Annotated in this window: 21 protein-coding genes; 6 read left to right on the forward strand and 15 right to left on the reverse strand. The window is 60.0% G+C overall.

Annotation, left to right across the window (positions count from 1 at the left end; all coding sequences use genetic code 11):
- Window positions 1-38 precede the first annotated feature (38 nt).
- From AB4P91_RS07845 to betI, 5 genes are all read right to left on the reverse strand, one after another.
- Window positions 39-1,376 carry a TldD/PmbA family protein gene (locus AB4P91_RS07845; RefSeq protein WP_395604591.1) on the reverse strand — a complete coding sequence of 446 codons (1,338 nt, stop codon included), beginning with the start codon at window positions 1,374-1,376 and terminating at the stop codon, window positions 39-41.
- Window positions 1,376-2,818, reverse strand: coding sequence for a TldD/PmbA family protein (locus AB4P91_RS07850; RefSeq protein ID WP_395604592.1), 1,443 nt, complete (start codon window positions 2,816-2,818; stop codon window positions 1,376-1,378). The genes AB4P91_RS07845 and AB4P91_RS07850 overlap by 1 nt, the downstream gene beginning before the upstream one ends.
- Before the next feature lie 279 nt (window positions 2,819-3,097).
- Window positions 3,098-4,801, reverse strand: a complete 1,704-nt coding sequence (betA, locus tag AB4P91_RS07855) for a choline dehydrogenase (RefSeq protein ID WP_150597539.1) — start codon at window positions 4,799-4,801, stop codon at window positions 3,098-3,100.
- A 137-nt stretch (window positions 4,802-4,938) separates the two neighbouring features.
- Window positions 4,939-6,411 carry a betaine-aldehyde dehydrogenase gene (gene betB, locus AB4P91_RS07860; RefSeq protein WP_395604593.1) on the reverse strand — a complete coding sequence of 491 codons (1,473 nt, stop codon included), beginning with the start codon at window positions 6,409-6,411 and terminating at the stop codon, window positions 4,939-4,941.
- Window positions 6,412-6,519: 108 nt separating this feature from the next.
- The gene (gene betI / locus AB4P91_RS07865; protein ID WP_042561476.1) at window positions 6,520-7,113 is read right to left on the reverse strand and encodes a transcriptional regulator BetI; all 594 of its coding nucleotides are present in this window, start codon (window positions 7,111-7,113) and stop codon (window positions 6,520-6,522) included.
- A 486-nt stretch (window positions 7,114-7,599) separates the two neighbouring features.
- Here betI and AB4P91_RS07870 point away from each other — a divergent pair, with 486 nt between their 5' ends.
- On the forward strand, window positions 7,600-9,540 hold the full coding sequence (locus tag AB4P91_RS07870; protein WP_395604947.1) for a BCCT family transporter: 1,941 nt from the start codon (window positions 7,600-7,602) through the stop codon (window positions 9,538-9,540).
- Window positions 9,541-9,787: 247 nt separating this feature from the next.
- Here AB4P91_RS07870 and choV read toward each other — a convergent pair whose 3' ends face one another.
- The 3 genes from choV to AB4P91_RS07885 form a co-directional block, all read right to left on the reverse strand.
- Window positions 9,788-10,966 carry a choline ABC transporter ATP-binding protein gene (gene choV / locus AB4P91_RS07875; protein ID WP_150593650.1) on the reverse strand — a complete coding sequence of 393 codons (1,179 nt, stop codon included), beginning with the start codon at window positions 10,964-10,966 and terminating at the stop codon, window positions 9,788-9,790.
- The gene (gene choW / locus AB4P91_RS07880; protein WP_042561472.1) at window positions 10,963-11,808 is read right to left on the reverse strand and encodes a choline ABC transporter permease subunit; all 846 of its coding nucleotides are present in this window, start codon (window positions 11,806-11,808) and stop codon (window positions 10,963-10,965) included. Before choW ends, choV begins: the two co-directional genes overlap by 4 nt.
- A gap of 66 nt (window positions 11,809-11,874) precedes the next feature.
- Window positions 11,875-12,822: a choline ABC transporter substrate-binding protein gene (locus tag AB4P91_RS07885; protein ID WP_042561471.1), complete on the reverse strand. Its 948-nt coding sequence runs from the start codon at window positions 12,820-12,822 to the stop codon at window positions 11,875-11,877.
- A gap of 434 nt (window positions 12,823-13,256) precedes the next feature.
- Here AB4P91_RS07885 and AB4P91_RS07890 point away from each other — a divergent pair, with 434 nt between their 5' ends.
- Both AB4P91_RS07890 and AB4P91_RS07895 read left to right on the forward strand, forming a co-directional pair.
- Window positions 13,257-14,633: an L-serine ammonia-lyase gene (locus tag AB4P91_RS07890; protein ID WP_150593651.1), complete on the forward strand. Its 1,377-nt coding sequence runs from the start codon at window positions 13,257-13,259 to the stop codon at window positions 14,631-14,633.
- A gap of 545 nt (window positions 14,634-15,178) precedes the next feature.
- Window positions 15,179-16,282 carry a GlxA family transcriptional regulator gene (locus AB4P91_RS07895; protein ID WP_007949927.1) on the forward strand — a complete coding sequence of 368 codons (1,104 nt, stop codon included), beginning with the start codon at window positions 15,179-15,181 and terminating at the stop codon, window positions 16,280-16,282.
- Between the two features lie 112 nt (window positions 16,283-16,394).
- Here AB4P91_RS07895 and AB4P91_RS07900 read toward each other — a convergent pair whose 3' ends face one another.
- The 5 genes from AB4P91_RS07900 to AB4P91_RS07920 form a co-directional block, all read right to left on the reverse strand.
- On the reverse strand, window positions 16,395-16,658 hold the full coding sequence (locus AB4P91_RS07900) for a hypothetical protein (RefSeq protein WP_150593754.1): 264 nt from the start codon (window positions 16,656-16,658) through the stop codon (window positions 16,395-16,397).
- A gap of 364 nt (window positions 16,659-17,022) precedes the next feature.
- Window positions 17,023-17,499: a thioesterase family protein gene (locus AB4P91_RS07905; protein ID WP_395604594.1), complete on the reverse strand. Its 477-nt coding sequence runs from the start codon at window positions 17,497-17,499 to the stop codon at window positions 17,023-17,025.
- A 241-nt stretch (window positions 17,500-17,740) separates the two neighbouring features.
- Window positions 17,741-18,706 (reverse strand): L-carnitine dehydrogenase, encoded by a 966-nt coding sequence (locus AB4P91_RS07910; protein WP_150593653.1) that lies wholly within the window; start codon window positions 18,704-18,706, stop codon window positions 17,741-17,743.
- Window positions 18,707-18,847: 141 nt separating this feature from the next.
- Window positions 18,848-19,735 (reverse strand): 3-keto-5-aminohexanoate cleavage protein, encoded by an 888-nt coding sequence (locus tag AB4P91_RS07915; protein WP_395604595.1) that lies wholly within the window; start codon window positions 19,733-19,735, stop codon window positions 18,848-18,850.
- A gap of 75 nt (window positions 19,736-19,810) precedes the next feature.
- Window positions 19,811-20,755, reverse strand: a complete 945-nt coding sequence (locus AB4P91_RS07920; protein WP_395604596.1) for a choline ABC transporter substrate-binding protein — start codon at window positions 20,753-20,755, stop codon at window positions 19,811-19,813.
- A 192-nt stretch (window positions 20,756-20,947) separates the two neighbouring features.
- Here AB4P91_RS07920 and AB4P91_RS07925 point away from each other — a divergent pair, with 192 nt between their 5' ends.
- Window positions 20,948-21,892, forward strand: a complete 945-nt coding sequence (locus AB4P91_RS07925; protein WP_150593656.1) for a GlxA family transcriptional regulator — start codon at window positions 20,948-20,950, stop codon at window positions 21,890-21,892.
- A gap of 158 nt (window positions 21,893-22,050) precedes the next feature.
- Here the strand turns inward: AB4P91_RS07925 and AB4P91_RS07930 are convergent, their stop codons facing one another.
- Together AB4P91_RS07930 and AB4P91_RS07935 are read right to left on the reverse strand one after the other, a co-directional pair.
- Entirely contained in the window at window positions 22,051-22,467 is a 417-nt protein-coding gene (locus AB4P91_RS07930; RefSeq protein ID WP_150593657.1) for a DUF3010 family protein, read from the reverse strand.
- 47 nt (window positions 22,468-22,514) lie between these two features.
- Entirely contained in the window at window positions 22,515-22,916 is a 402-nt protein-coding gene (locus AB4P91_RS07935; RefSeq protein ID WP_150617788.1) for a lysozyme inhibitor LprI family protein, read from the reverse strand.
- A 233-nt stretch (window positions 22,917-23,149) separates the two neighbouring features.
- On the opposite strand from AB4P91_RS07935, the gene AB4P91_RS07940 reads away from it, so the two are divergent.
- Window positions 23,150-24,127: a dipeptidase gene (locus AB4P91_RS07940; protein ID WP_034153590.1), complete on the forward strand. Its 978-nt coding sequence runs from the start codon at window positions 23,150-23,152 to the stop codon at window positions 24,125-24,127.
- 105 nt (window positions 24,128-24,232) lie between these two features.
- Window positions 24,233-24,763 carry a DUF5943 domain-containing protein gene (locus AB4P91_RS07945; protein ID WP_047303843.1) on the forward strand — a complete coding sequence of 177 codons (531 nt, stop codon included), beginning with the start codon at window positions 24,233-24,235 and terminating at the stop codon, window positions 24,761-24,763.
- Window positions 24,764-24,767 lie beyond the last annotated feature (4 nt).

The following is a 24,767-nucleotide window of genomic DNA, read 5'->3' on the forward strand; positions in this document are numbered from 1 at the left end:
TCATCGCTGGCAAGCCAGCTCCCACAGGTGCTGCGGTGTTACAAGGTTAAAGTCAGTCGGCTCACCAACGCCCCCGGCAGCAACGCCGACGACGTATTGCGCTGGCTATACGTGCTCGCCGACAGCAGCAACTCCCGCTCGGCCGTCAACGCTTCCAGCTGCGGACCCAGCAGGCTGTAGGCGCTGTCGTCGAATCGCATGGTGCTGACCGGCGCCTGAATCTCGCCGTTTTCGACCCAGAACGTCGCGAAGCGCGTCATGCCGGTCATGCGTGCCGCCGGTTGATCCGAGAAGTTCAGGTACCACAGGTTGCTGATGTACAGCCCGGTGCCCAACTGCTTGAGGATTTGCGCTTGTGGCAAATCGCCGGCGGCCATGTTCAGCGCACTGGGTGATTCACCACCGCTGGCACCGTTGGCCGCCAGACCGTACTCGGCCGCACTGCGCGAACCGACCAACTGATCTCCAGCCTTGCCCTCGATGATCAGGCGCAAATCACTGCGCGGATAACCCTCGCCGGAAAACGCCGGACTCAGCGAGTCGCTGACTTTCTCATCCAGCGATACCAGCGGACTGAAAGCCTGATCGCCGACATACAGTTTTTGCAACGGGCTGCTTTTGCTGGCAATCGACTGCGCGGAGAAGCCGCCCCAGCTCAGCATGCCCATGATTTCTTCCAGCGCGGCTGGCGCCAGATAAGCGCGGTACTGTCCTGGCGGCAAGGTGCGCAGTGGGCGACCGAGAAACTCCAGTTGTTCGCGAGCCTGCCGGAAGCGCTTGGCGAAGTCTTCGCTGCTCCAGTCGTGCCCGGCGTAGCTGGCCTTCACCGCTTCACCATTTTCGTGGAACAGGCTGAAGTCGAAATTGAAGCTGTTGGCCTGATGCCAGCCAAACGCGCCTGAGGAACTGGCGAAACCACGGCTGATCGGGCCTGCGGCATAGAAACCCACCAGATCCAGCCCTTCAGCGGCGGCGCAGATTTCGTCGACCACTTGCTCGGTATCCGGCAGCGGATGGTCCTGTACTTTACTGCTCTGCCAGCCATTGTGGTTGAGCAGCAGATACGGATCCTGCGGCAGCAGCGGCAGGGTTTCGCGCAGTTGCTGCAGGCCTTCGGCCAGCCGCTGCAGGTCGCCTTCCTGATCGCCGGAGAGGGTGACTTGCAGGTCGGCGTGGCGACCATCGTTGATCAGTTTCAGGACGATGTTGGCTTGTTGCACCTGCCCGGCCTGGCGCACCTTGGCGTGATTGAAACGCACGAACGCCGAAGATTCAGCGGCGTAGCTGAGGGTGAACTGTTCCGGCTCGCGGACGCTGTCGCGCAGCCAATTGACCATGTCCTTGAAGGCGTCGGACTGACTCTTCGAAATGCTCATCAGGCGTCTCCCCCAAATACATCAACGTTGCTGAATACGCAGGCCGGCGAAGCGTGGCCGACGCGGATCACCTGGTTCGGTTCGCCCTTGCCGCAGTTCGGCGTGCCGAGCACCTTGACGGTGTTGGCATCGCCGACGGCGCGCAGGCTTTTCCAGAAGTGCGCAGAAATCGCCCTATAGTTGGGATTCTTGACCACGCCTTTGAGTTCGCCGTTTTCAATCAACTGGCCCCATTCACAGCCGAACTGGAATTTGTTGCGCGCATCGTCAATCGACCATGAGCGGTTGGTGCTCATCAGGATGCCGTTTTCGACGCTTTCGATGAGTTTGTTCAGCGGCTGATCACCCGGCTCGATGTTGAGGTTGGCCATGCGATCGATCGGTGGACGGTTCCAGCCGCAGGCCCGGCTATTAGCGACGCCGTCCATTCCGGCACGGAACTGCGACAGCGCACCGCCGAGTGGACGCAGCAGCAGACCATCACGAATCAGGAATTGTTTGCTGGCTTTGGTCCCGTCGTCGTCATGGCCGTAGCTGGCCAGTTCCTCGGGGATGCCCGGATCGAACGTTACGTTGAGCAGTTTCGAGCCGTATTGCAGGCTGCCGAAGTCAGATGCTTTGACGAAGCTGGTGCCGGCGTAATTACGTTCGTCGCCGAGGATGCGGTCGAGCTCCAGCGGGTGACCGATGGATTCGTGGATCTGCAGCATCATCTGGTCAGGCATCAGCAGCAGGTCGCGCGGGCCTTGCGGGGTGTTCGGCGCGAGCAACAGCTGCAGCGCCTGATCGGCGACCTGCGGGCCGGCACCGATCAGCCCGCAACGGCTGATCACGTCTGCGCCACCCTGTTGGCCGGAGTTCTCGCGGCCGAGGCTGCGAGTCTGGCTGTCGCTGCCGTCGTAGGCGGTGACGTCGAGGCTCGGGTAGACAAAGCGCTGGGCCTGGCGCAATTCGGCGCCGGCGCTGCTCAGGTAGATCTGTTCGACGTGGGTGATGCCAATGCTGACTTCCCAATTCACCAGGCGCTCATCCTTTGGCACCGAGGCGGATTCCGCGCCGAGCAGCTCAAAGCATTCGCTCAGCGACGGGAAGGGTTGTTCGAGATGGGGCGAAAAGTAATCCGCGCGGTCGCTGGAGACCGGTTGATCGCGCAGGTCGAGCAAGGCGTGGGGCTTGAGCCGCCGGGCCTGCTGTTCGGCGCGCTCAAGGGCGGCTTGCAGGCCCCGTTGCGAGAGGTCATTGGTCGCAGCGTAGGCTTCGACGCCGTTGACCCGCACCGTGAGCATCGCACCTTCGTCGCGGCTCAGGCTCGGCGGCTCGGCAACGTTCTTGCGCACCGACAGGTATTGGCCGGACTCGCGTACATACCGCAGGGAAAAGAACTCGGCGCCCGTGCGCAAGGCAGCAAAGCGCTGCTTGAGCTGGGGGTGGAAATCGAACATTCGGGAACCTCCTTGTTAGGGGGGAAGCGGTAAAGCGACGGCGGGGAGGGGTGAAACGATTGCGCGAGGTCTAGAGTAGGCCTGCGTGGGGGTAGGATCAAGTGAAGAGGGGTGTAGGGGGATTTACTGTGAATCAGGGGGAGGGGTGTTGAATTGTAGGGCCTCATCGCTGGCAAGCCAGGCTCCCACAGGTTTCTCGGTGACCACACTATCTGTGAACGACGCAAAAACCTGTGGGAGCTGGCTTGCCAGCGATTAGCCGTGACGCGGTATCAAGTATTACTGAGCAACAGGCGTGATATCACGCATCGCCTTGCCTTTCACCGGCGCATCGCCCGCTACGTAGTAGTCGGCGGTGCTGCGCGGCAGCGGCTGGCGGCCACGGATCTTGTCGGCGATTTTCTCGGCGATCATGATCGTCGGCGCGTTCAGGTTGCCGGTGGTGATGATCGGCATGATCGATGCATCGACCACTCGCAAACCCTGCATGCCATGCACGCGGCCTTCGCCATCGACCACAGCCATTTCGTCGGTGCCCATCTTGCACGAGCAGGACGGGTGGAACGCAGTCTCGGCGTGTTCGCGAATGAACTTGTCCAGCTGCTCATCGGTTTGCACGTCGATACCCGGGCTGATTTCACGACCACGGTATTGGTCCAGCGCCGGCTGTTGCATGATTTCACGGGTCAGGCGGATGCCGTCACGGAATTCCTGCCAGTCCTGCTCGGTGGCCATGTAGTTGAACAGGATGCTCGGGTGCTGACGCGGATCCTTGGACTTCACCTGGATGCGGCCACGGCTCGGCGAACGCATGGAACCCATGTGCGCCTGGAAACCGTGCTCTTTCACACCGTTGCTGCCGTTGTAGTTAATCGCTACCGGCAGGAAGTGGTACTGGATGTTCGGCCATTCGAATTCCGGACGCGAACGGATGAAACCGCCGGCCTCGAACTGGTTGCTGGCGCCGATGCCGGTGCCGTTGAACAGCCACTCGGCACCGATAGCCGGCTGGTTGTACCAGAGCAGCGACGGGTACAGCGAAACCGGTTGGGTGCACGCGTATTGCAGGTACAGCTCAAGGTGATCCTGCAGGTTTTCACCGACGCCCGGCAGATCGTGTACGACCGGGATGTCGAGGCTTTCCAGCAGTTTTGCCGGGCCTACGCCGGAACGCTGCAGAACCTGTGGCGAGGCGATGGCGCCGGAGCACAGCAGGACTTCCTTGCGGGCTTTGGCTTCAACGCGCTCTTCAGCGTCGCCCACCAGATAACGCACACCGGTGGCACGCTTGCCTTCAAACAGAATCTTGTCGGTCAGGGCGTGGGTGACGATGGTCAGGGTCGAACGCTTTTTAGCGATATCGAGGTAACCACGGGCGGTGGAAGCACGACGGCCGTTCGGCGTTACAGTGCGGTCCATCGGGCCGAAGCCTTCCTGCTGATAACCGTTCAAGTCTTCGGTACGCGGGTAACCGGCCTGCACGCCTGCTTCGACCATCGCGTGGAACAGCGGGTTGTTGCCAGCCTTAGGCGTGGTCACGCTGACCGGGCCATCGCCACCGTGGTAATCGTTCGGGCCGATGTCACGGGTCTCCGCTTTGCGGAAATACGGCAGGCAGTTCAGGTAATCCCAATCTTCAAGGCCCGGCAGCTTGGCCCAGTTGTCGTAGTCCATCGCGTTGCCGCGGATGTAGCACATGCCGTTGATCAGCGAAGAGCCGCCAAGGCCTTTGCCGCGACCGCATTCCATCCGGCGACCGTCCATGTGTGGCTCTGGATCGGTTTCGTAAGCCCAGTTGTAGCGACGGCCTTGCAGCGGGAACGCCAGTGCGGCCGGCATTTGCGTACGGAAGTCGAGACGATAATCCGGGCCGCCTGCTTCGAGCAGCAGAACGGTGACGCCTTCGTCTTCAGTCAGACGGGTCGCAAGTGTGTTACCTGCAGAGCCGGCCCCTATGATGATGTAGTCGTATTCTGTAGTCATAAATTCTCCTGGGGGAGCTACAAGTCACAAGCTTCAAGCTGCAAGAAAAAGCAGCGAGCTGTGTCTTCGAAATCGGGGGAGGGCGGCAAGCCCAAACTGCTTTTACTTGCAGCTTAAAGCTTGCCGCTGGTGGCTCCTCAGAACACTGAGGCGTAATCGCCCAGTTCGACTTGCACGGACTTAATGCGCGTGAAGTTATTGAGAGAGCTGATCCCGTTTTCACGGCCAACACCCGACTGCTTGTAACCGCCAACCGGCATTTTTGCGTCGGACTCGCCCCAGGCGTTGATCCAGCAGATCCCGGCTTCGAGCTGATGAATCACGCGGTGTGCGCGGTTCAGGTCTTTGGTGACGATACCGGCGGCCAGGCCGAAGTCGGTGTCGTTGGCGCGGCGGATCACTTCTTCTTCGGTCTCGTAAGACAGGATCGCCATGACCGGGCCAAAGATTTCTTCACGGACGATGGTCATGTCGTCGGTGCAGTCGGTGAACACGGTCGGCGCCACGAACGCGCCTTTGGCGAATTCGCCGTCGGTCAGACGCTCGCCGCCGCACAGGACGCGGGCACCTTGTTCTTTACCCTTGGCGATGTAGCCCAGCACGCTTTCCATGTGCGCGAAGCTCACCAGCGGACCGAAGTTGGTGTTTTCATCTTCCGGGTTGCCGATGCGGATGCGCGCAACGCGCTCAACGATCTTGGCTTCGAAAGCAGCTTTCAGGTGGCTCGGCACGAACACGCGAGTTCCGTTGGTGCAGACCTGACCCGAGCTGTAGAAGTTGGCCATCATCGCGGTGTCGGCGGCGCGATCGAGGTCGGCGTCGTCGAAGATGATCAGCGGCGACTTGCCGCCCAGTTCCATGGTCACGTCTTTCAGCGACGATGCCGAAGCGCTGGCCATGACTTTCTTGCCAGTGTCGGTGCCGCCGGTGAAGGAGATTTTCTCGATGCGCGGGTGCTCGGTCAGCCAGGTGCCGACTTCACGGCCGCTGCCGGTCAGTACGTTGAACACGCCAGCCGGAACGCCGGCTGCGGTGTAGATTTCAGCCAGTTTCAGGGTGGTCAGCGAGGTGACTTCGCTTGGCTTGAAGATCATCGCGTTACCGGCGGCCAGCGCTGGAGCGGATTTCCACAGAGCGATCTGGATCGGGTAGTTCCACGCGCCGATACCAGCGACAACGCCCAGCGGCTCGCGACGGGTATAAACGAATGCGGTGTCACGCAGTGGGATCTGCTCGCCTTCGATGGCAGGTACCAGGCCTGCGTAGTATTCCAGCACGTCAGCGCCGGTAACGATGTCGACGTACTTGGTTTCGGAGAAGGCTTTACCGGTGTCCAGGGTTTCCAGCGCGGCCAGTTCATCGTTGCGCTCGCGCAGGATGTCGACGGCACGACGCAGGATGCGCGAACGCTCCATGGCGGTCATCGCGGCCCAGATCTTCTGGCCCTTTTCGGCGCTGACCACAGCGCGCTCGACGTCTTCTTTGGTCGCACGTTGTACTTGTGCGAGGACTTCACCGGTTGCCGGGTTGATGGCTTCGAAGGTGGCGTCGCTGGAGGCGTCGGAGTAAGCGCCATCGATGTAGAGTTTTTGCAGTTCGAAACGGGCCATAGTGTCCTCGCAAGTGCATAAGTGGTTGGCGTTGGTCACCGGGTGAGCCATATAGCTGTGGCATCGCTGGTCGGTGACAGTTCAGGGGCCGAGCTTTTTTCGAGTGCTCTAGCTCACCTGCTTGGCCAATTGGAAATCCATGTATTCGTAAGCGATCTGTTGCGCCTGCGCGGTGTCGAAAGCGTCTCCCGACAGCGCGCCGCGCAACCACAACCCGTCAATGAGGGCTGCCAGACCGCGGGCGGCGCTGCGCGCATCTTCGAGCGGCAACACACGGCGGAACTGGCAGCACAGGTTGGAATACAAGCGGTGATCGTTGATCCGCTGCAACCTGTGCAAAGACGGCTGGTGCATGCTGGTGGCCCAAAAGGCCAACCAGGTTTTCATTGCCGGGCCATTGACCTGGCTGGCGTCGAAGTTGCCTTCGATGATCACCTGCAGATGCGCCCGTGGGCTGTCATCTGCCAACGCCTGACGACGTGCGGTGACACTCTCGCTGAGGGCGGTCATCAGATACCGCATCGTGGCGGCAATCAGGCCATTCTTGTCCTGAAAATAGTGACTGATGATGCCATTCGAGACACCGGCCAAACGGGCGATCAGCGCAATGCTGGCGTCCCCCATTCCGACCTGATCGACCGCCTGCAAAGTGGCTTCGATCAGTTGTTGGCGGCGGATGGGTTGCATACCGACCTTGGGCATCTTGCACATCTCCTTAGGCCTTCCGACGGGCGAATAACGCTTATCGGATTGAGGGCCAGTCTATTTTGTTTTGATTGAACGTTCAATCAACAAAGAATAAGATCTGCGACAAATCGTCGCTGCCTACAGATTTTTCCTACGTGTAAGTGGCGATAAAACCGACATCCAAAAATGCTCGAAACCTGTATGGGGCATGGCGCGGTTCGCTATTCGAAGGACGTGTTGAAAGGGCAAGACGCTCACGGCCAGGTTTCGGATGAACGTTCGTACATCTTCGGCCACGCTAGCGATTTGCAGCGCCATTTCGGCAGGTTCAGGCTTTTTTCGGGGTGTCTTTATATCACCCGCCGGTCGGCTGCCAACTAACCGATTGGTCGGGTTCCGTGTTGCCTTGTGTTCTTCTCTCGCACTGCCTGGAGCATTTGTGCCATGAGTTCTGCCTCGCTAATAAAGACCCCGCCCGAGAAGGTGACGGTCAACGGTTGGGTGTTTTACACCTCTACCGCGCTGATTCTGTTGTTGACCGCCATTCTGATTATCGCCCCGCAAGAGGCCGGCAGGATGTTGGGTGTGGCTCAGGCCTGGTTGTCGCGCAGCTTCGGCTGGTACTACATGGTGGTGATCGCCGCTTACCTGGTGTTTGTGGTGGGCCTGGCGTTTTCTTCCTACGGCAAACTCAAACTGGGCAGCAAGGACGACACCCCGGATTTCAGCTACGGCGCCTGGGCGGGGATGCTGTTCTCGTCGGGCATCGGTATTTCGCTGTTGTACTTCGGCGCCTCCGAACCGCTGGATCACTACTTCAATCCGCCGGAAGGCACTGCCGGCTCCAACATGGCGGCGCGTCAGGCTGTACAGCTGACTTTCCTGCACTGGGGCCTGCACGGCTGGGCGATCTATGCACTGGTCGGTCTGGCCGTGGCGTACTTTGCTTACCGTCATAACCAGCCGCTGGCGCTGCGTTCGGCGCTGTATCCGCTGGTAGGCGAGCGTTGGGTCAAAGGTGCGGCCGGTCACGCGGTGGACGGCTTCGGCATGTTCGTGACCCTTTTGGGGCTGGTGACCAACCTGGGGATTGGTTCGCTGCAAGTGTCGTCGGGCCTTGAAAACCTGTTCGGCATGGAACACAGCAACACCAACCTGCTGATCGTGATCATTGTGATGAGCACCGTGGCGACCATCGCGGCGGTGTCGGGTGTGGAAAACGGCATCCGCCGTCTGTCCAACCTGAACATCGTGCTGTTCAGCGGTCTGCTGATTTTCGTGCTGCTGTTCGGCCCGACCTTGCACTTGCTCAATGGCTTCGTGCAGAACATCGGCGACTACCTTAACGGCATCGTGCTGAAAACCTTCGACCTCTACGTGTATGAGGGCAGCGCCGAGAAAACCGAACGCTGGATGGGCCTGTGGACGCTGTTCTACTGGGCGTGGTGGATTTCCTGGGCCCCATTCGTCGGCATGTTCATCGCGCGGATTTCCCGTGGTCGGACCGTGCGTGAACTGGTCGCCGGTGTGCTGCTGATTCCACTGGGCTTTACGCTGGCCTGGTTGTCGATTTTCGGTAACTCGGCACTGGATCTGGTGATGAACCATGGGGCGGTGGAACTCGGCAAGACGGCGCTGGAACAGCCGTCGATGGCGATCTATCAGTTGCTCGAGCATTACCCGGCGTCGAAGATTGTCATTGGTGTGTCGATCTTCGTGGGCTTCGTACTGTTCCTGACCCCGGCCGATTCCGGTGCGGTGATGATGGCCAACCTTTCGTGCAAGGGCGGCAACGTCGACGAAGATGCACCGCACTGGCTGCGGATTTTCTGGTCGGCAGTTATCACGCTGGTGACCATCGGTCTGCTGTTTGCCGGTAACTTCGAAGCCATGCAAACCATGGTGGTGCTGGCCGGTCTGCCGTTCTCGGTGGTGCTGGTGTTCTTCATGTTCGGCCTGCACAAGGCGATGCGTCAGGACGTGCAGATCGAACAGGAGCAAGCGCAACTGGCCGAGCGTGGTCGTCGTGGTTTCAGTGAGCGTCTGACGCAACTGGATCTGCAGCCGAGCCAATCGGTGGTTCAGCGTTTCATGGACAAGCAAGTCAGCCCGGCGCTGGAAGATGCGGCCGCGCAAATGCGTGCGCAGGGTCTGGAAGTACAGACGCTGCTGGGTAAATCCAAGCGTTGCATGGGCGTGCGCATCGAAATGGAAGAGGGGAACCCTTTCGTTTATGAGGTGAGCCTGGAGGGCTACCTCGCGACGCCGACTGAATCTGCGGACTCGGAAGAGGCGCGCCAGCGCTACTACCGCGCCGAGGTGTACCTGCACAACGGCAGCCAGGATTACGACCTGATGGGCTTCACGCAGGATCAGATCACGCGGGATGTGCTCGATCAGTTTGAAAGCCATCGGCAGCTCCTTGGCCGGGTGTACAGCTAAAGTCAAAAGTCCCCTCACCCCAACCCTCTCCCGGAGGGAGAGGGGGCTGACCGAGTTGTGCGGCGTTGTACATCGACTTGAAGATCGAGTCGAATATGGCTTCGGTGAAGCAGAATCAGGTCGGCGTACCGCTGCAGTATCCCCCGATCAGTCCCCTCTCCCTCGGGGAGAGGGCTAGGGTGAGGGGCTTTTTCCTTGACCCAATAAAAAAGGGATCGCTAACCGCGATCCCTTTTTTTATCCCGCCTTAACCGAGATTCTTGCCCAGCAACGCGTGATACAGCTCGCTGTCGCCCAGGATCCCCACCACATGATTGTTATCGTGCAGCACCAGTTTGTTGCCGGTCTGGTAACGAATCTGCAAGGCATCGCGCATGCCGATATTCGAGTCGACCAGCGTCGGCCGGCGCTCCAGCCCTTCCACCGCTTGCCCCGGTGCCCAATTCTGCAAGTCGAGGGCCGTGCCGTTCTGCCGCGCGCCTTTGATGGTGTTGCCTTCGGCCAGGTCCAGCCACGAATCACCGCCCGGATCGAGACACACCGAGCCGTTGATGCGTTTGCACTTGTCCAGCGTGCGCATCAGGCTGCGACCGCACAGCACGTTGAGCGGATTGGTATGCGCGACGAAGGTGCGCACATAGTCGTCCGCCGGGTTCAGCACAATCTCTTCCGGCACGCTGTATTGAATGATCCGGCCGTCCTTCATGATCGCGATGCGGCTACCCAGTTTGAGCGCCTCATCAAGGTCGTGGCTCACGAACACAATGGTCTTGTTGAGCTTGCGTTGCAGCTCCAGCAGTTCATCCTGCAAACCCTGGCGGATCAGCGGGTCGAGTGCCGAGAACGGTTCGTCCATCAGCAGAATATCGGCATCCATGGCCAGCGCCCGGGCCAGGCCCACACGTTGCTGCATACCGCCGGAGAGTTCGTCAGGCTTCTTGTTGCGCCATTGGGTCAGGCCCACCAGTTCGAGTTTTTCATCGACCAGTTTCTTGCGTTCCTTCTCCGGGCGCCCCTGCATTTCCAGACCGAAACTGATGTTCTCGCGCACCGTCAGCCAAGGCATCAAGGCGAATTTCTGGAACACCATGGCGATGCGTTTGGTGCGCATCATTTTCAGTTCGGCAGGCGTGCAGGAGGCGATGTCGATCTGGCGGTTTTCATGCTCGACGAACAGCTTGCCGCGGCTGACGGTGTTGAGGCCGTTGATGCAGCGCAGCAGGCTCGACTTGCCGGAACCCGAGAGGCCCATCAGCACGCAGATTTCGCCTTTGTTGATGTCCAGCGTGGCTTTTTCCACACCAACGATTTGCCCGGTCTTTTTCAGGATCTCGTTGCGGGTCATGCCCTGATCCAGCAGCTTGAGTGCCTCGCGCGGATCTTTGGAGAAGATTACGTCGACGTCTTCGAAGCGAATTATGCTCATGCGTCACCCCCTACTTTGGCGTCGGGTTGTTTGCAGATACGGTCGAGCATGATCGCCAGCAGTACGATCGCCAGGCCTGCTTCGAAGCCCAGGGCGATATCAGCAGTGTTCAGTGCGTTGACCACCGGTTTGCCGAGTCCGTCGGCGCCCACCAGTGCCGCGATCACCACCATCGACAACGACAGCATGATGCATTGGGTGATGCCGGCAGCGATGCTCGGCATGGCGTGAGGCAGTTCGATCCGTGAGAGCAATTGGCGACGCGAGCAGCCGAAGGCCTTGCCGGCGTCCATCAGTTCTTGCGGGACATCGCGGATGCCCAGGTAGGTCAGGCGGATGGGCGCCGCGATGGCGAACACCACCGTGGAGATCAGGCCCGGCACCACACCCAGCCCGAAGAGGGTCAGGGTAGGAATGAGGTAAACAAAAGTCGGTACGGTCTGCATCAGATCGAGTACCGGGCGCATCACCGTGTAGAACATCGGCTTGTGCGCGGCGATGATGCCCAGCGGCACACCGATCAGCACGCAGACAAAAGTGGCGAACAACACCTGGGCGAGGGTTTCCATGGTTTCCTGCCAGTACCCCAGATTGAGGATCAGCAAAAACGATGCGACGACAAAAGCGGTGAGCCCCCATTTGCGCTGGATCAGATGCGCAATCAGGGCGATGAGGCCGATCAAGACCAGCGGGTTGAACCAGGTCAGCGCAAACGTCACGCCGTGGATCATCGTTTCCAGCGTCACGGCGATTGCGTCGAAGGTGTTGGCGCCGTGTTGCGTCAACCATTCAACGAATGCCGCGATGTACTGGCCTAAAGGTATTTTCTGATCAATCAGCATGGTAGTGAACGTCCGCATGCAAGGAAATAAACAGCCCGGGCAGGCGAACCTGCCCGGCATAAGCGATTACTGAGCTAACTTGGCTTTCACGGCCTCCAGGCCAGGCTTACCGTCAATGGTGGTCACGCCAGCGAGCCAGGTATCGAGCACCTGTGGATTCTTTTTCAGCCAGGCCTTGGCGGCCGCGTCAGGCTTCATCTTGTCGTCGAGGATGTTGCCCATCAGTTCGCTTTCCATGTCGACGGTAAACTCCAGATTCTTCAGCAACTGACCGACGTTGCTGCATTCCGTGGCGTAACCCTTGCGGGTGTTGGTCGCTACGGTGGCCGCACCGAAATCGGGGCCGAAGAACTCGTCGCCGCCGGTCAGGTATTGAATCTTGAACCGCTTGTTCATCGGGTGCGGCGCCCAGCCGAGGAACACCACTTCGGTGCCACGGCGCGAAGCCCGGTCGACCTGCGAGAGCATGCCCGCTTCAGACGATTCGACGACTTTGAACCCGGCGGTTTTCAGGCCGAAGGCGTCCTTGTCGATCATGCTCTGGATCAGACGGTTGCCGTCGTTGCCAGGCTCGATGCCGTAAATCTTGCCGTCGAGCTCTTTCTTGAATTTGGCGATGTCGGCGAAGTCATGCAGACCTTTGTCATACAGGGCTTGCGGCACGGCGAGGGTGTACTTGGCGCCGGTAAGGTTGGTGCGCACGGTTTCCACGGTGCCGGCGTCGCGGTAGGCCTTGATGTCGTTTTCCATGGTCGGCATCCAGTTGCCGAGGAACACGTCCATGTTCTTGCCGTCGGCCAGCGACTTGTAGGTCACGGGCACGGAGATCATGGTGGTTTTGGTCTTGTAGCCGAGGGCGTTGAGGACGACGGAGGTGGTAGCGGTGGTGGCGGTGATGTCGGTCCAGCCAACATCGGAGAAATTTACGGTACTGCACTGTGCCGGTTCTGCAGCTTGCGCCAGTAACGGCAGACTCAGCATCGCGGCCAACAACAACGACGGGGAACCTTTCATGGATGGACTCCTTGGTGTTTTTTTTGGCAGTGTTCCGACTGGACCACCGCACTTATGGGTTGCGGTTGGATGGCGTTCTGGAGACAGCTCTACCACGTCGCCTTGCAATCGAGTCATAACGATCATGTACCAGTGAAAATCTGACGCCTACAGGGGGGGTCGTATCCAGTACAGGGATGGTCGCATCCAGTGTCAGTGACGTCGTTTACAGCTTTTTTCTGCCCTGTCTGGCCATCTGAACTGCATAAAAACGGCGCAAACAGGCGTGCAAACCGCTACGGCGTTAGTGAGCATGAGTGCGTCGGTGCCAGACGCCGTACGAGCTATCAAAAGCCTGATGATGCGGGCATTCCGGCGGATCGCAGCTTGAGCGTAGCAGCTCCGCCAGCGGGCGCTTCACGCCCCGGATCAGCATCCTCAGGAGCTCTGCAGCAATGGCTATCAGCGTTTTCGACCTGTTCAAAATCGGCATCGGCCCTTCCAGTTCCCACACCGTCGGGCCAATGCGCGCGGCGGCATTGTTCGTCGAATCGTTGCGCGACAGGCATCAGTTGGAACAGGTGCGGCGCATTGAGGTTCAGCTTTTCGGTTCGCTGTCGGCCACAGGTATCGGACACGGCAGCGACAATGCGGTGATCATGGGTTTGATGGGCGAGTGGCCGGACGCGATTGATCCGTCGCAGATCGGCCCGCGCATCCAGGCCCTGCGTGAAACCCACACACTCCTGTTGGATGGTCGCTTGTCGGTGCCATTTGTCTGGGCCCGCGACATGCGCCTGATCGAGGAAAACCTGCCGTTTCATCCCAACGCCATGACCCTGGTTGCCGAAGGCGATCACGGTGAGCTGCATCGCGACACCTACTATTCGGTCGGTGGTGGATTTGTCGTGGATGAGGCGCAGGCGTCCAGCGGTGTGGTGGATCTGGATCGCACTGAGTTGCCTTATGACTTTTCCAGCGCCGTCGAGCTGCTGGAACTGTGCAAGAAGCACAACCTGCGTGTGGCGGAACTGATGCTGGCCAACGAAAAAGTCTGGCGCAGTGAAGAAGAGATCCGTGCCGGGCTGATGAAGCTGTGGCGGGCGATGCAGGACTGCGTCGAGCAGGGCTTGAAACACGAGGGCATCTTGCCCGGCGGGTTGAATGTGCGGCGGCGTGCGGCGAAGTTGCACCGTAGCCTGCAGGAGCTGGGCAAACCGAATGTGATTGGTTCGACGCTGAGCGCAATGGAGTGGGTCAACCTGTTCGCCCTCGCCGTGAATGAAGAGAACGCCGCGGGTGGGCGCATGGTCACGGCGCCGACCAATGGCGCGGCGGGGATCATTCCGGCGGTGTTGCACTACTTTATGAAGTTCAGCGAGGCGGTGACTGACGCCAATGTCGTCGATTACCTCCTCGGTGCGGCGGCAGTGGGGATTCTGTGCAAGAAGAATGCGTCGATCTCCGGTGCTGAAGTCGGCTGTCAGGGCGAAGTCGGCTCGGCGTGCGCGATGGCGGCGGCAGGGCTGGCGGAGATTCTTGGCGCCACACCCGAGCAACTGTGCAATGCGGCGGAGATTGGCCTGGAGCACAACCTTGGGCTGACGTGCGATCCGGTGGGTGGCCTGGTGCAAGTGCCGTGCATCGAGCGCAATGCGATTGCGGCGGTGAAAGCAATCAACGCCGCGCAGATGGCGCTGCGTGGCGACGGGCAGCACTTTATCTCGTTGGACCGGGTCATTCGCACCATGCGCGATACCGGCGCCGATATGCATGACAAATATAAAGAGACGTCGCGCGGTGGGTTGGCGGTGAGCGCGGTCGAGTGCTGAGTCAGTGACACCGAGGTGAATTCTTCGCGAGCTCGCTCCCACATTGGAACCAGGCATTCACAGATTTTGTGTTCGTTGGAGATCTACTGTGGGAGCGAGCTTGCTCGCGAAGGGGCCAGACCAGTCAAAACTGCTCACCAAGTGAACACAGCTGAGCAAACGCGCCACCTTTTAGCGCGTCGCAATCAGATAAGCGTCTTTCCCAGCTGTTATCGGCGATCGGCACTCCTACCGTCCGTCACCCGTGCCTTAGGTGACACTCCCCGACAACCGTGCGCAGGCCAGTTCCCACAAGTGATACCGATATGCTCACACCCCTCGGGGCAGGGCTTTCAATGGCGGCGATGGCACTTCGAAATACCCTTCGTCGGACGTCTCGAATAGACACGTCGCGACGTCGTTTTCAGGAGTTGTTGAACGGCCATTCAAATTTAGGCATGGCAATTGCTCTGTCATAACAAAGCCCGTCTCCCCTGTGAGAACGCCGGCAATAACAAGAGCCTCCGCCTGAGGCCATCACCCGCTTTGTGTGAGGAGATACCGCGATGACGTCGTTCAACTCCGGGGCCCAACCCCAGAACCGTGCGCCTCAATCCATCGGCTTTCTGCTGCTGGACAATTTCACGCTGATTTCTCTGGCCTCCGCAGTTGAACCTCTGCGCATGGCCAACCAATTGTCCGGTCGCGAGCTGTATCGCTGGAGCACCCTCACCGTCGATGGCGGCCAGGTGTGGGCCAGTGACGGTCTGCAAATCACCCCTGACGCCTCCATGCACAAAGCGCCGCCGCTGGACACCGTGATCGTCTGCGGTGGCATCGGCATCCAGCGCACCGTTACCCGTGAACACGTCTCATGGCTGCAAAGCCAGGCGCGTCAGTCCAAACGTCTCGGTGCCGTGTGCACCGGCAGTTGGGCCCTGGCCTGCGCCGGCCTGCTCGACGGTTTCGATTGCAGCGTGCATTGGGAATGTCTGGCGGCGATGCAGGAAGCTTTCCCGCGCGTGGCGATGAGCACTCGTTTGTTCACCCTCGACCGCAACCGTTTCACCAGTTCCGGCGGTACCGCGCCGCTGGACATGATGCTGCACCTGATCAGCCGCGATCATGGCCGTGAACTGTCCGCCGCGATTTCCGAGATGTTCGTCTACGAGCGTATCCGCAACGAGCAGGATCACCAGCGTGTGCCGCTCAAGCACATGCTCGGCACCAACCAGCCGAAGCTGCAGGAAATCGTCGCGCTGATGGAAGCCAATCTGGAGGAGCCGATCGATCTGGATGAACTGGCGGTGTACGTCGCCGTGTCGCGTCGGCAGCTTGAGCGCCTGTTCCAGAAATACCTGCACTGTTCGCCGTCGCGCTACTACCTCAAGCTGCGCCTGATTCGCGCTCGGCAATTGCTCAAGCAGACGCCGATGTCGATCATCGAAGTAGCGTCGGTGTGTGGTTTCGTGTCGACGCCGCACTTCTCCAAGTGCTACCGCGAATATTTCGGCATTCCGCCGCGTGACGAGCGCGTAGGGTCCAACACCACCCAGCAAGTGGCGATGCTGCCGCTGCCGCAAGCGATTGTGATGTCGCCGCTGTCGGGGCCGATGTCGGCGTTGAGCCAGGCGCGCAATGAGTCGACGTTTGCCAGTGTAAGGCTGTAGACCGAGGCGCTTTCATCGCTGGCAAGCCAGCTCCCACAGGATCTGTGTTGGACACAAATGTTGTGTTCACCCGGATCACTGTGGGAGCTGGCTTGCCAGCGATGGCGGCCTGTCAGGCGCTATGGCTTTGCTGGTAATCCGCCAACGCTGGCAGCAACTGTTTGTCGATGGCCTGACGCACGGCGGGCTGGATACTGGCGCCACTGGTGTACATGTCCTTGACCATCTTGCGCAGCTCGGATGCCCTTACATTATCCAGCCCACGCACCGCACACTCGCAGGCCTGCTCAGCCGTGGAGCCGATCGGCACCTGAAACCCCAATGCCTTGAGCTGTCCCAACAGGTCTTCCTGATCAATCAAGTCGGCGTACATCATGAGGCGAATCCTTCTTCGGCAACGGAGGTCGTGGTTCGATTCTGGTAGGCGGCTGAAGTGACGGCAAGAGCGATTTGTCGCAGTGGCCGCAACGGCTATGAACAGGTCGTTTTCGGCTAACTCGGTGTTCAGGCGAGTAGGCACACTGGACTCAGCTTGCAACACGAAGGTTTGGTCACCCTCGCATCGCAGCTCCTCAACAGTAGCCTCTGCCCCGATCCAGTCACGGCTGGTATCGGGTTTTTTTTGGCTGTGAATCAGCAAGACCGAAGTGGATTCATCGCGGGCCAGCCCGCTCCCACAGGTTTTGACCAACGCCTGACCCTGTGGGAGCGGGCTTGCCCGCGATGAACGATGATGCGGTCTACCGGGCAGGCGGCAGGGCGATGACGCGGCCGATGTAAGCGGGGGCAGGCAGATCGGCTTGCGCGGCGACGATGGCTTGCAGGTGACGCAGCGTGTCGGGGGTGAACGGCGCCGAGCGTGGGCCGGCGAGATCAACATGGAGCAACATTTGCTCGTTGCCGGCCAGTTCCTGGGGATCGCCGGTTGTGTGCAGGCTGTGATAGAGGTGCAGGCGCTTACTGTCGTGGCCGATGATTTGCGTGTGCACTTCGACCTCGGCGTCGAGCTTCACTTCGTGCAGGTAGTTGAGGTGCAGTTCGAGGGTAAACAGCGAGTGGCCGCTGGCTTCGCGGTTGTTGCTGTCCATGCCGAGGCGATCCATCAGGGCGTCGGTGGCGTAGCTGAAAATCAGCAGGTAAAAGGCATCGCGCAGGTGGCCGTTGTAGTCGACCCAGTCGGGGATGATGCGGGTTTGGTAGGTGGTGAGGGCGGGCATGATTGGGTTCCAGCAGAAGGTTGGTGGTGAAGATCAAGAGCTACCCCCTCACCCCAGCCCTCCCGAAACGTCGGACCGCCCCCAAGGGGGCGAGGGGGAAAGGGAGCCGATCTTTATGCGATTGAAAACTTGAGTTCGGCTCGGTAATTCAGGTCGGCGTCACTCGCAAGAGCACCGCGGTCAGTCCCCTCTACCTCTGGGAGAGGGCTAGGGTGAGGGCAGCAATGTCATGCCAAACCCATCACTCGCTGAAACTCATCCCATGCTTTTCCTTGGTAGTCCTGACCGCCTCCAGTACCGCCAGCAGACAATCATCACGATAGCGCTCCAGCGCCGAAATGCTGCGCTCGCCCAACTGCTCGCTGGTGCCATCGACCACGTCATCAATCAACTTGTCAGTCAGTTCCGGGGCCGGCAGATAGGTCCACGGCAACTGCAAGGCCGGGCCGAATTGCGACATGAAGTGGCGCATCCCGGCATCACCACCGGCCAGCGTGTAAGTCAAAAACGTGCCCATGAACGACCAGCGCAGACCCGCGCCAAAGCGGATCGCATCGTCAATCTCGCCCGTTGTGGCAACGCCATCGTTGACCAGGTGCAGCGCCTCGCGCCACAGCGCTTCAAGCAAACGGTCAGCGATGAACCCTGGCACTTCCTTGCGCACATGCAGTGGGCGCATGCCGAGGGATTCGTAGACCTTCATCGCCGCTTGCACGGCTTCAGGCGCGGTGTTCTTGCCGCCGACCACTTCCACCAACGGTAGCAGGTAGACCGGATTGAACGGATGGCCGACCACGCAGCGTTCCGGGTGGGTTGAGCTCTCGTAAAACTCGCTCGGCAGCAGGCCAGAAGTGCTGGAACCGATTAACGCGTTCGGCTTGGCAGATGCGCTGATTTTGCTGTGCAACTCGAGCTTCAGTTCCAGCCGTTCCGGCGCGCTTTCCTGAATGAAATCGGCATCACGCACGCATTCTTCGATGGTCGCGACGAAGCGCAGACGATCCTGCGAGGCGCCGGTCGCCAGGCCGTTTTTCTCCAGCGCACCCCAGGCATTGGCGACGCGTTTGCGCAATGCCGCTTCAGCGCCGGGCGCCGGGTCCCAGGCCACCACGTCGAGGCCGTGGGCGAGGGCACGCGCGACCCAGCCGCTGCCGATGACACCGCTGCCCAGGGCGGCGAAGGTTTTGATTTCGGTGATAAAGCTCATTGGTCATGTCCTAAAGAATTCGCAGAACCCTGTGGGAGCGGGCTTGCCCGCGATGGCGTCGGCACTACTGAAAAAATCTGTCGGTAGAACAGCCGTCATCGCGGGCAAGCCCGCTCCCACAAGGTCATGGGTAAGTTCGAATTAACCGCGCTGGGTCAGGCCTATCTTCTGGCGGCCTTCAGCCGGGGTCAGCACGCGGGCGCCGAGGCGGCTGAGGATTTCGCTGGCGCGTTCGACCAGTTGACCGTTGGTCGCGAGCACGCCTTTGTCCAGCCACAGATTGTCTTCCAGGCCGACTCGCACGTTGCCACCGAGCAGCACCGCTTGCGCCGCCATCGGCATCTGCATGCGGCCAATGCCGAACCCCGCCCAAACAGCATCGGCGGGCAGGTTGTCGACCATGGCTTTCATGGTGGTGGTGTCGGCCGGCGCGCCCCACGGGATGCCCAGGCACAGCTGGAACAACGGGTTGTCGAGCAGACCTTCCTTGATCATCTGCTTGGCGAACCACAGGTGGCCGGTGTCGAAAATTTCCAGTTCGGCCTTCACACCCAGCTCGGTGATGCGTTTGGCCCCTGCGCGCAGTTGCGCCGGGGTGGATACGTAAATGGTGTCGCCGTCGCCGAAGTTCAGCGTGCCGCAATCGAGGGTGCAGATTTCCGGCAACAGTTCTTCGACATGCGCGAGGCGGGTCAGCGGGCCGACCAGATCAGTGTTCGGGCCGAACTCCATCGGGTTCTCGCCCGCGCCGATTTCCAGGTCGCCACCCATGCCGGCCGTGAGGTTGACGATGATGTCGACGTCCGCCTCGCGGATCCGCTCCATCACTTCGCGGTACAGCGCCACGTCGCGGCTGAACTTGCCGGTCTGCGGATCGCGCACATGGCAATGCACGACCGTCGCGCCAGCCTTGGCGGCTTCCACCGCTGCAGCGGCGATCTGTTTCGGGGTGACCGGCACGTGCGGGCTGCGGGCGGTCGTGTCGCCAGCACCGGTGAGTGCGCAGGTGATGATGACGTCGTGGTTCATGAGGCGGTTTCCTTCAGGCGTGATGGGTCTGTCCGCAGCCCTTGTCGGGCTGCGAAGCGATGATTCAGGGGTGATTTACTTGCTGGTCAGTTTCAGGTTTTCAGCCGCCGGTTTGCCGTCGAAAGTCGTCACACCTTCGAGCCAGCGCTGTTTGTCTTGCGGGTGATCCTTGAGCCATTGCCTGGCGGATTCGAAGGCGTCCTTGTGATCGAGCAGCGGTTGCATCATCCGGCTCTCGTCTTCGGCGGTGTACGTCAGGTTGGTCAGCAGTCGACCGATGTTCGGACACTGTTCGGCGTATTTGGGCGACGTTACCGTCCATACGGTGGCCATACCTTCGTTCGGGCCGAGGGCGTCTTCGCTGCCAGTGAGGTAAGTCATCTTCACGTTGACGTTCATCGGGTGCGGCGCCCAGCCGAAGAACACCACAGCCTCTTTGCGGCGCACGGCGCGATCAACCGCCGCGAGCATGCCGGCCTCGCTTGATTCGACCAGCTGGAATTTGCCGAGACCGAACTGATTCTTGGCGATCATTGCCTTGATCTGCGTGTTGGCGCCCGAGCCTGGCTCGATGCCGTAAATCTTGCCGCCCAGTTCTTTCTCGAATTTGGCGATGTCGGCGAAAGTTTTCAGACCCTTGTCAGCCAGGTAAGTCGGTACGGCGAGCGTGGCGCGGGCGTCTTTGAGGCTTGGCGCTTCGAGGACTTTGACCTGATTGGCGTCGACGAACGGGGTGATGGTCTGGGTCATCAGCGGGTTCCAGTAGCCGAGGAACAGGTCCAGGCGCTGATCGCGGATCCCTGCGAAGATGATTTGCTGGGACGCGCTGGTTTGTTTGGTGTTGTAGCCGAGGCCGTCGAGCAGGACCTGGGTCATGGCGCTGGTAGCGATCACGTCGGTCCAGTTGACCACGCCCATGCGTACGTTCTGGCAAGACGCGGGTTCGGCCGCCATGACGCTGGCGCTCAAGAAAGCGGTACCGCTGAGTGCAAGAACACAGCTGCTGATCAGTCGTTTCATGTCGGGTTCCTCGGCAGGTCGTTTATTGTGGGTCCCGGCGTCTGATGCGCCGGTGATGCAAAGTTACGCAGCAATGCGCCCGTGAAAGCGCACTACGGCGACTGGCACTTGCACTGTAGCGACCTGTGCTCTTGAACGCTGACGACAATCGGCGTATCAACGACCCACGCGACCCGCCAACCGAGTGCGCCCATGTCCCAGGATTTTTACTTTTTGCTGATGCCGGGGTTTTCCGCCATTGGTTTTATCTCCGCGATCGAACCGCTGCGGGTGGCCAACCGTTTTCGCGGCGAGCTGTACCGCTGGCATGTTCTGAGCGCCGATGGCGGGGCAGTGCTGGCGAGTAATGGCATGTCGGTCAACGCCGACGCGGCGTTGGAGCCGCTGAAGAAGGGCGCGACGCTGTTGGTGGTCGCCGGATTCGAACCGCTGAAATTCGCCACGCCGACGCTTGAGCACTGGCTGCGCCGCCTGGATAACGAAGGCGTCACCCTTGGCGCCATCGACACCGGCAGCTTCGTCCTCGCCGAGGCGGGCCTGCTCGAGGGCCATCGCCTGACCTTGCATTGGGAGGCGATCGACGCGTTCAAGGAATCTTATCCACAACTCAGCGTGACGCAGGAGCTGTTCGAGATTGACCGGCGGCGCATCACTTCGGCCGGTGGCACCGCTTCCATCGATTTGATGCTCGATCTGATCGCCCAGGCCCACGGCCCGCAACTGGCGATCCAGGTCAGCGAGCAGTTTGTGTTAGGCCGCATCCGCCCGCGCAAAGACCACCAGCGCATGGAGGTCGCCACGCGTTATGGCATCAGCAACAAGAAACTGGTGCAGGTGATTGGCGAGATGGAACAGCACAGCGAACCGCCGCTGAGCACGCTGCAACTGGCGGAATCGATCAAAGTCACGCGGCGACAGCTTGAGCGGTTGTTTCGGCTGCACCTGAACGACACGCCGAGCAATTTCTATCTGCGCTTAAGGCTGGAGAAGGCTCGGCAGTTGTTGCGCCAGACGGATATGAGCGTGCTCGAAGTCAGCATTGCCTGCGGGTTTGAATCACCGTCGTATTTCACCCGTAGCTACCGGGCGAAGTTCGCACGCTGTCCGCGAGAAGACCGCCGCAGGGAACAAGCCTGATCAGAGGGCTGACCCAATTTCAGCAATACCCGATCAACCTGTGGGAGTCGGGCTTGCCCGCGATGAGGGCGGCACATTCAACACTGATATTGACTGACCTACCGCTATCGCGGGCAAGCCCGCTCCCACAGGGTTCGATGCGATTTCGGGAAGTGGTGTTACTTCTTCACCAACGCCGAGCACGCCGCTTTATAAGCCTCATGCTGATACTTGTTCAGCGTCCCCGGCAGCTCGAAATTGTGCTTCTTGGCCTGTGCATTGATCGTCTGCGGCGACAGCAGCGTCACCTCACACCCATCGAGCAACTGAAACACCCCCTCGATCTTGAACGTCGTCGGCCCACCGGCAAATTCACCCTTCTTGCTGCGCTTCTTGATCGCAATCCGGTCAATCGAGTTCTCCCGCACAAACGACGCGACCTGCGCGGCGAAGCGTTTGACGTTGGCTGCCTCATCGTCATCGTCGAGGGCGATTTTCTTGGTGGCCAGAGGAATGTGGCTCAGGGTCGAACCGTCGAGAGCGGCCACGGCGATGATCGCTTCGCTGCCTTTGATTTCGATGCCGCAGATGTTCATGGGTGTCCTTTGATTAGCTATAGATGTGCAGCTTACAGATCAGACACTCACTCCTGACCAATCGACTCCAAAAACTCCGACCGCTCGTCACTCATCCGCGCCACGCAATCGTTTTGCGCGATCTTGAATGCCTTGCTGCCATCCGTCGCCGGGAAGGCTTCTACCGCGCAATCCGCATCCCGCGTCTTCAACCATTGCTGCTGGGCAGTTTTGAGTTTGGCGGTGATGTCCGCCAATTGCGTCGGGTTTTTGCCGTACGCGGTCTGCATGCGTTCGGTCAGGCTGGCGTAGTTGTCCTTGAGCAGGTCTTCGGCCGTGGTGCGGCTGTAGGTCGAGCATTCCAGGGTCTGCACGTCGTTTTCGACTGCGTCGCACGGGTTGTTGTCGGACTCTTCGGCGGCATGTACGCCGGTCGCAATCAGTGCCAGGGCCAGGAAGATCGATTTCATTGAGGTCGCCGCTCTCATCCAGTGGTGTATCCAAGATGCGGGGATTCTGGCTCAAGCTTGCGGGCTTGAACAGGTGGCTGGTCGGGCCGCCTGACGACCCTTTGTCGCGGATTGACGCTTTCGGCAATTCCCCTGTCGTTTTTGCACCCGGTCGCCCCTGCACCGAGGCATATGCTGGCCCCAAAGCGCCGGCAGACGATTCGGCGCATGAATCGCCAATAAGGGGACGCCTGATGAGCCCAGCCGAATTACACGCCGACAGCATCGTTATCGACGGTCTGATCATTGCCAAATGGAACCGCGAGCTGTTCGAAGACATGCGCAAGGGCGGTCTGACGGCGGCCAACTGCACTGTGTCGGTGTGGGAAGGCTTTCAGGCGACCGTCAACAACATCGCCGCCAGCCAGAAGCTGATCCGCGAGAACAGCGACTTGGTGATGCCGGTGCGCACCACCGCCGACATCCGTCGCGCCAAGGAACAGGGCAAGACCGGCATCCTCTTCGGCTTCCAGAATGCCCATGCGTTTGAAGACCAGATCGGCTATGTCGAGGTGTTCAAGCAGCTCGGCGTCGGCATCGTGCAGATGTGCTACAACACCCAGAATCTGGTCGGCACCGGTTGCTACGAGCGTGATGGCGGGCTGTCGGGTTTCGGTCGCGAGATCGTCGCCGAGATGAACCGAGTGGGTGTCATGTGCGACCTGTCCCACGTCGGTTCCAAGACTTCCGAAGAAGTCATCCTCGAATCGAAAAAACCGGTCTGCTACTCCCATTGCCTGCCGTCGGGGCTCAAGGAGCACCCGCGCAACAAGTCCGATGAAGAACTCAAATTCATTGCTGACCACGGCGGTTTTGTCGGCGTGACCATGTTTGCGCCGTTCCTCGCCAAGGGCATCGATTCGACCATCGACGACTACGCCGAAGCCATCGAATACGTGATGAACATCGTCGGCGAAGACGCCATCGGTATCGGCACCGATTTCACTCAGGGCCACGGCCAGGACTTCTTCGAATACCTGACCCACGACAAGGGCTACGCCCGCCGTCTGACCAGCTTCGGCAAGATCATCAACCCGCTGGGCATCCGCACCGTCGGCGAGTTCCCGAACCTGACTGAAACCCTGCTCAAGCGCGGCCATCCCGAACGTGTGGTGCGCAAGATCATGGGCGAAAACTGGGTCAACGTCTTGAAAGACGTCTGGGGCGAGTAACGCTTTCCAAGACCGCCGCCGAACTGCCCCCTCTCCTGCGGGAGAGGGCTGGGGTGAGGGCTGCGGCCAACACTGAATCCAAAACTTTTCTGGAGTTAAGTTTCCATGGCCAAGATCGCCCCGCAATTGCCTATCGAAGTCGACAGCGAAACCGGTGTCTGGACCTCCGACGCCCTGCCAATGCTGTACGTGCCGCGTCACTTTTTCGTTAATAACCACATGGGCATCGAGGAAGTGCTGGGCGCCGAAGCCTACGCCGAGATCCTCTACAAGGCCGGCTACAAATCTGCCTGGCACTGGTGTGAAAAAGAGGCTGAATGCCACGGCCTGGAAGGCGTTGCGGTGTTCGAACATTACATGAAGCGTCTGTCGCAGCGCGGCTGGGGTCTGTTCAAGATTCAGGACATCGACCTCGATAAAGGCACCGCCAGCGTCAAGCTCGAACACTCGGCGTTTGTCTACGTCTACGGCAAGGTCGGGCGCAAGGTCGACTACATGTTCACCGGCTGGTTTGCCGGCGCGATGGATCAGATTCTTGAGGCTCGCGGCAGCAAGATTCGCACGGTTGCCGAGCAAGTGTACGGTGGCTCCGAAGAAGGCCACGAAGACGGCTTGTTCACCGTCAAGCCGTTGTAAGTCG

The sequence above is a fragment of the Pseudomonas sp. B21128 genome, from assembly GCF_044218865.1.
In the GTDB taxonomy this organism is placed as follows: domain Bacteria; phylum Pseudomonadota; class Gammaproteobacteria; order Pseudomonadales; family Pseudomonadaceae; genus Aquipseudomonas; species Aquipseudomonas iridis.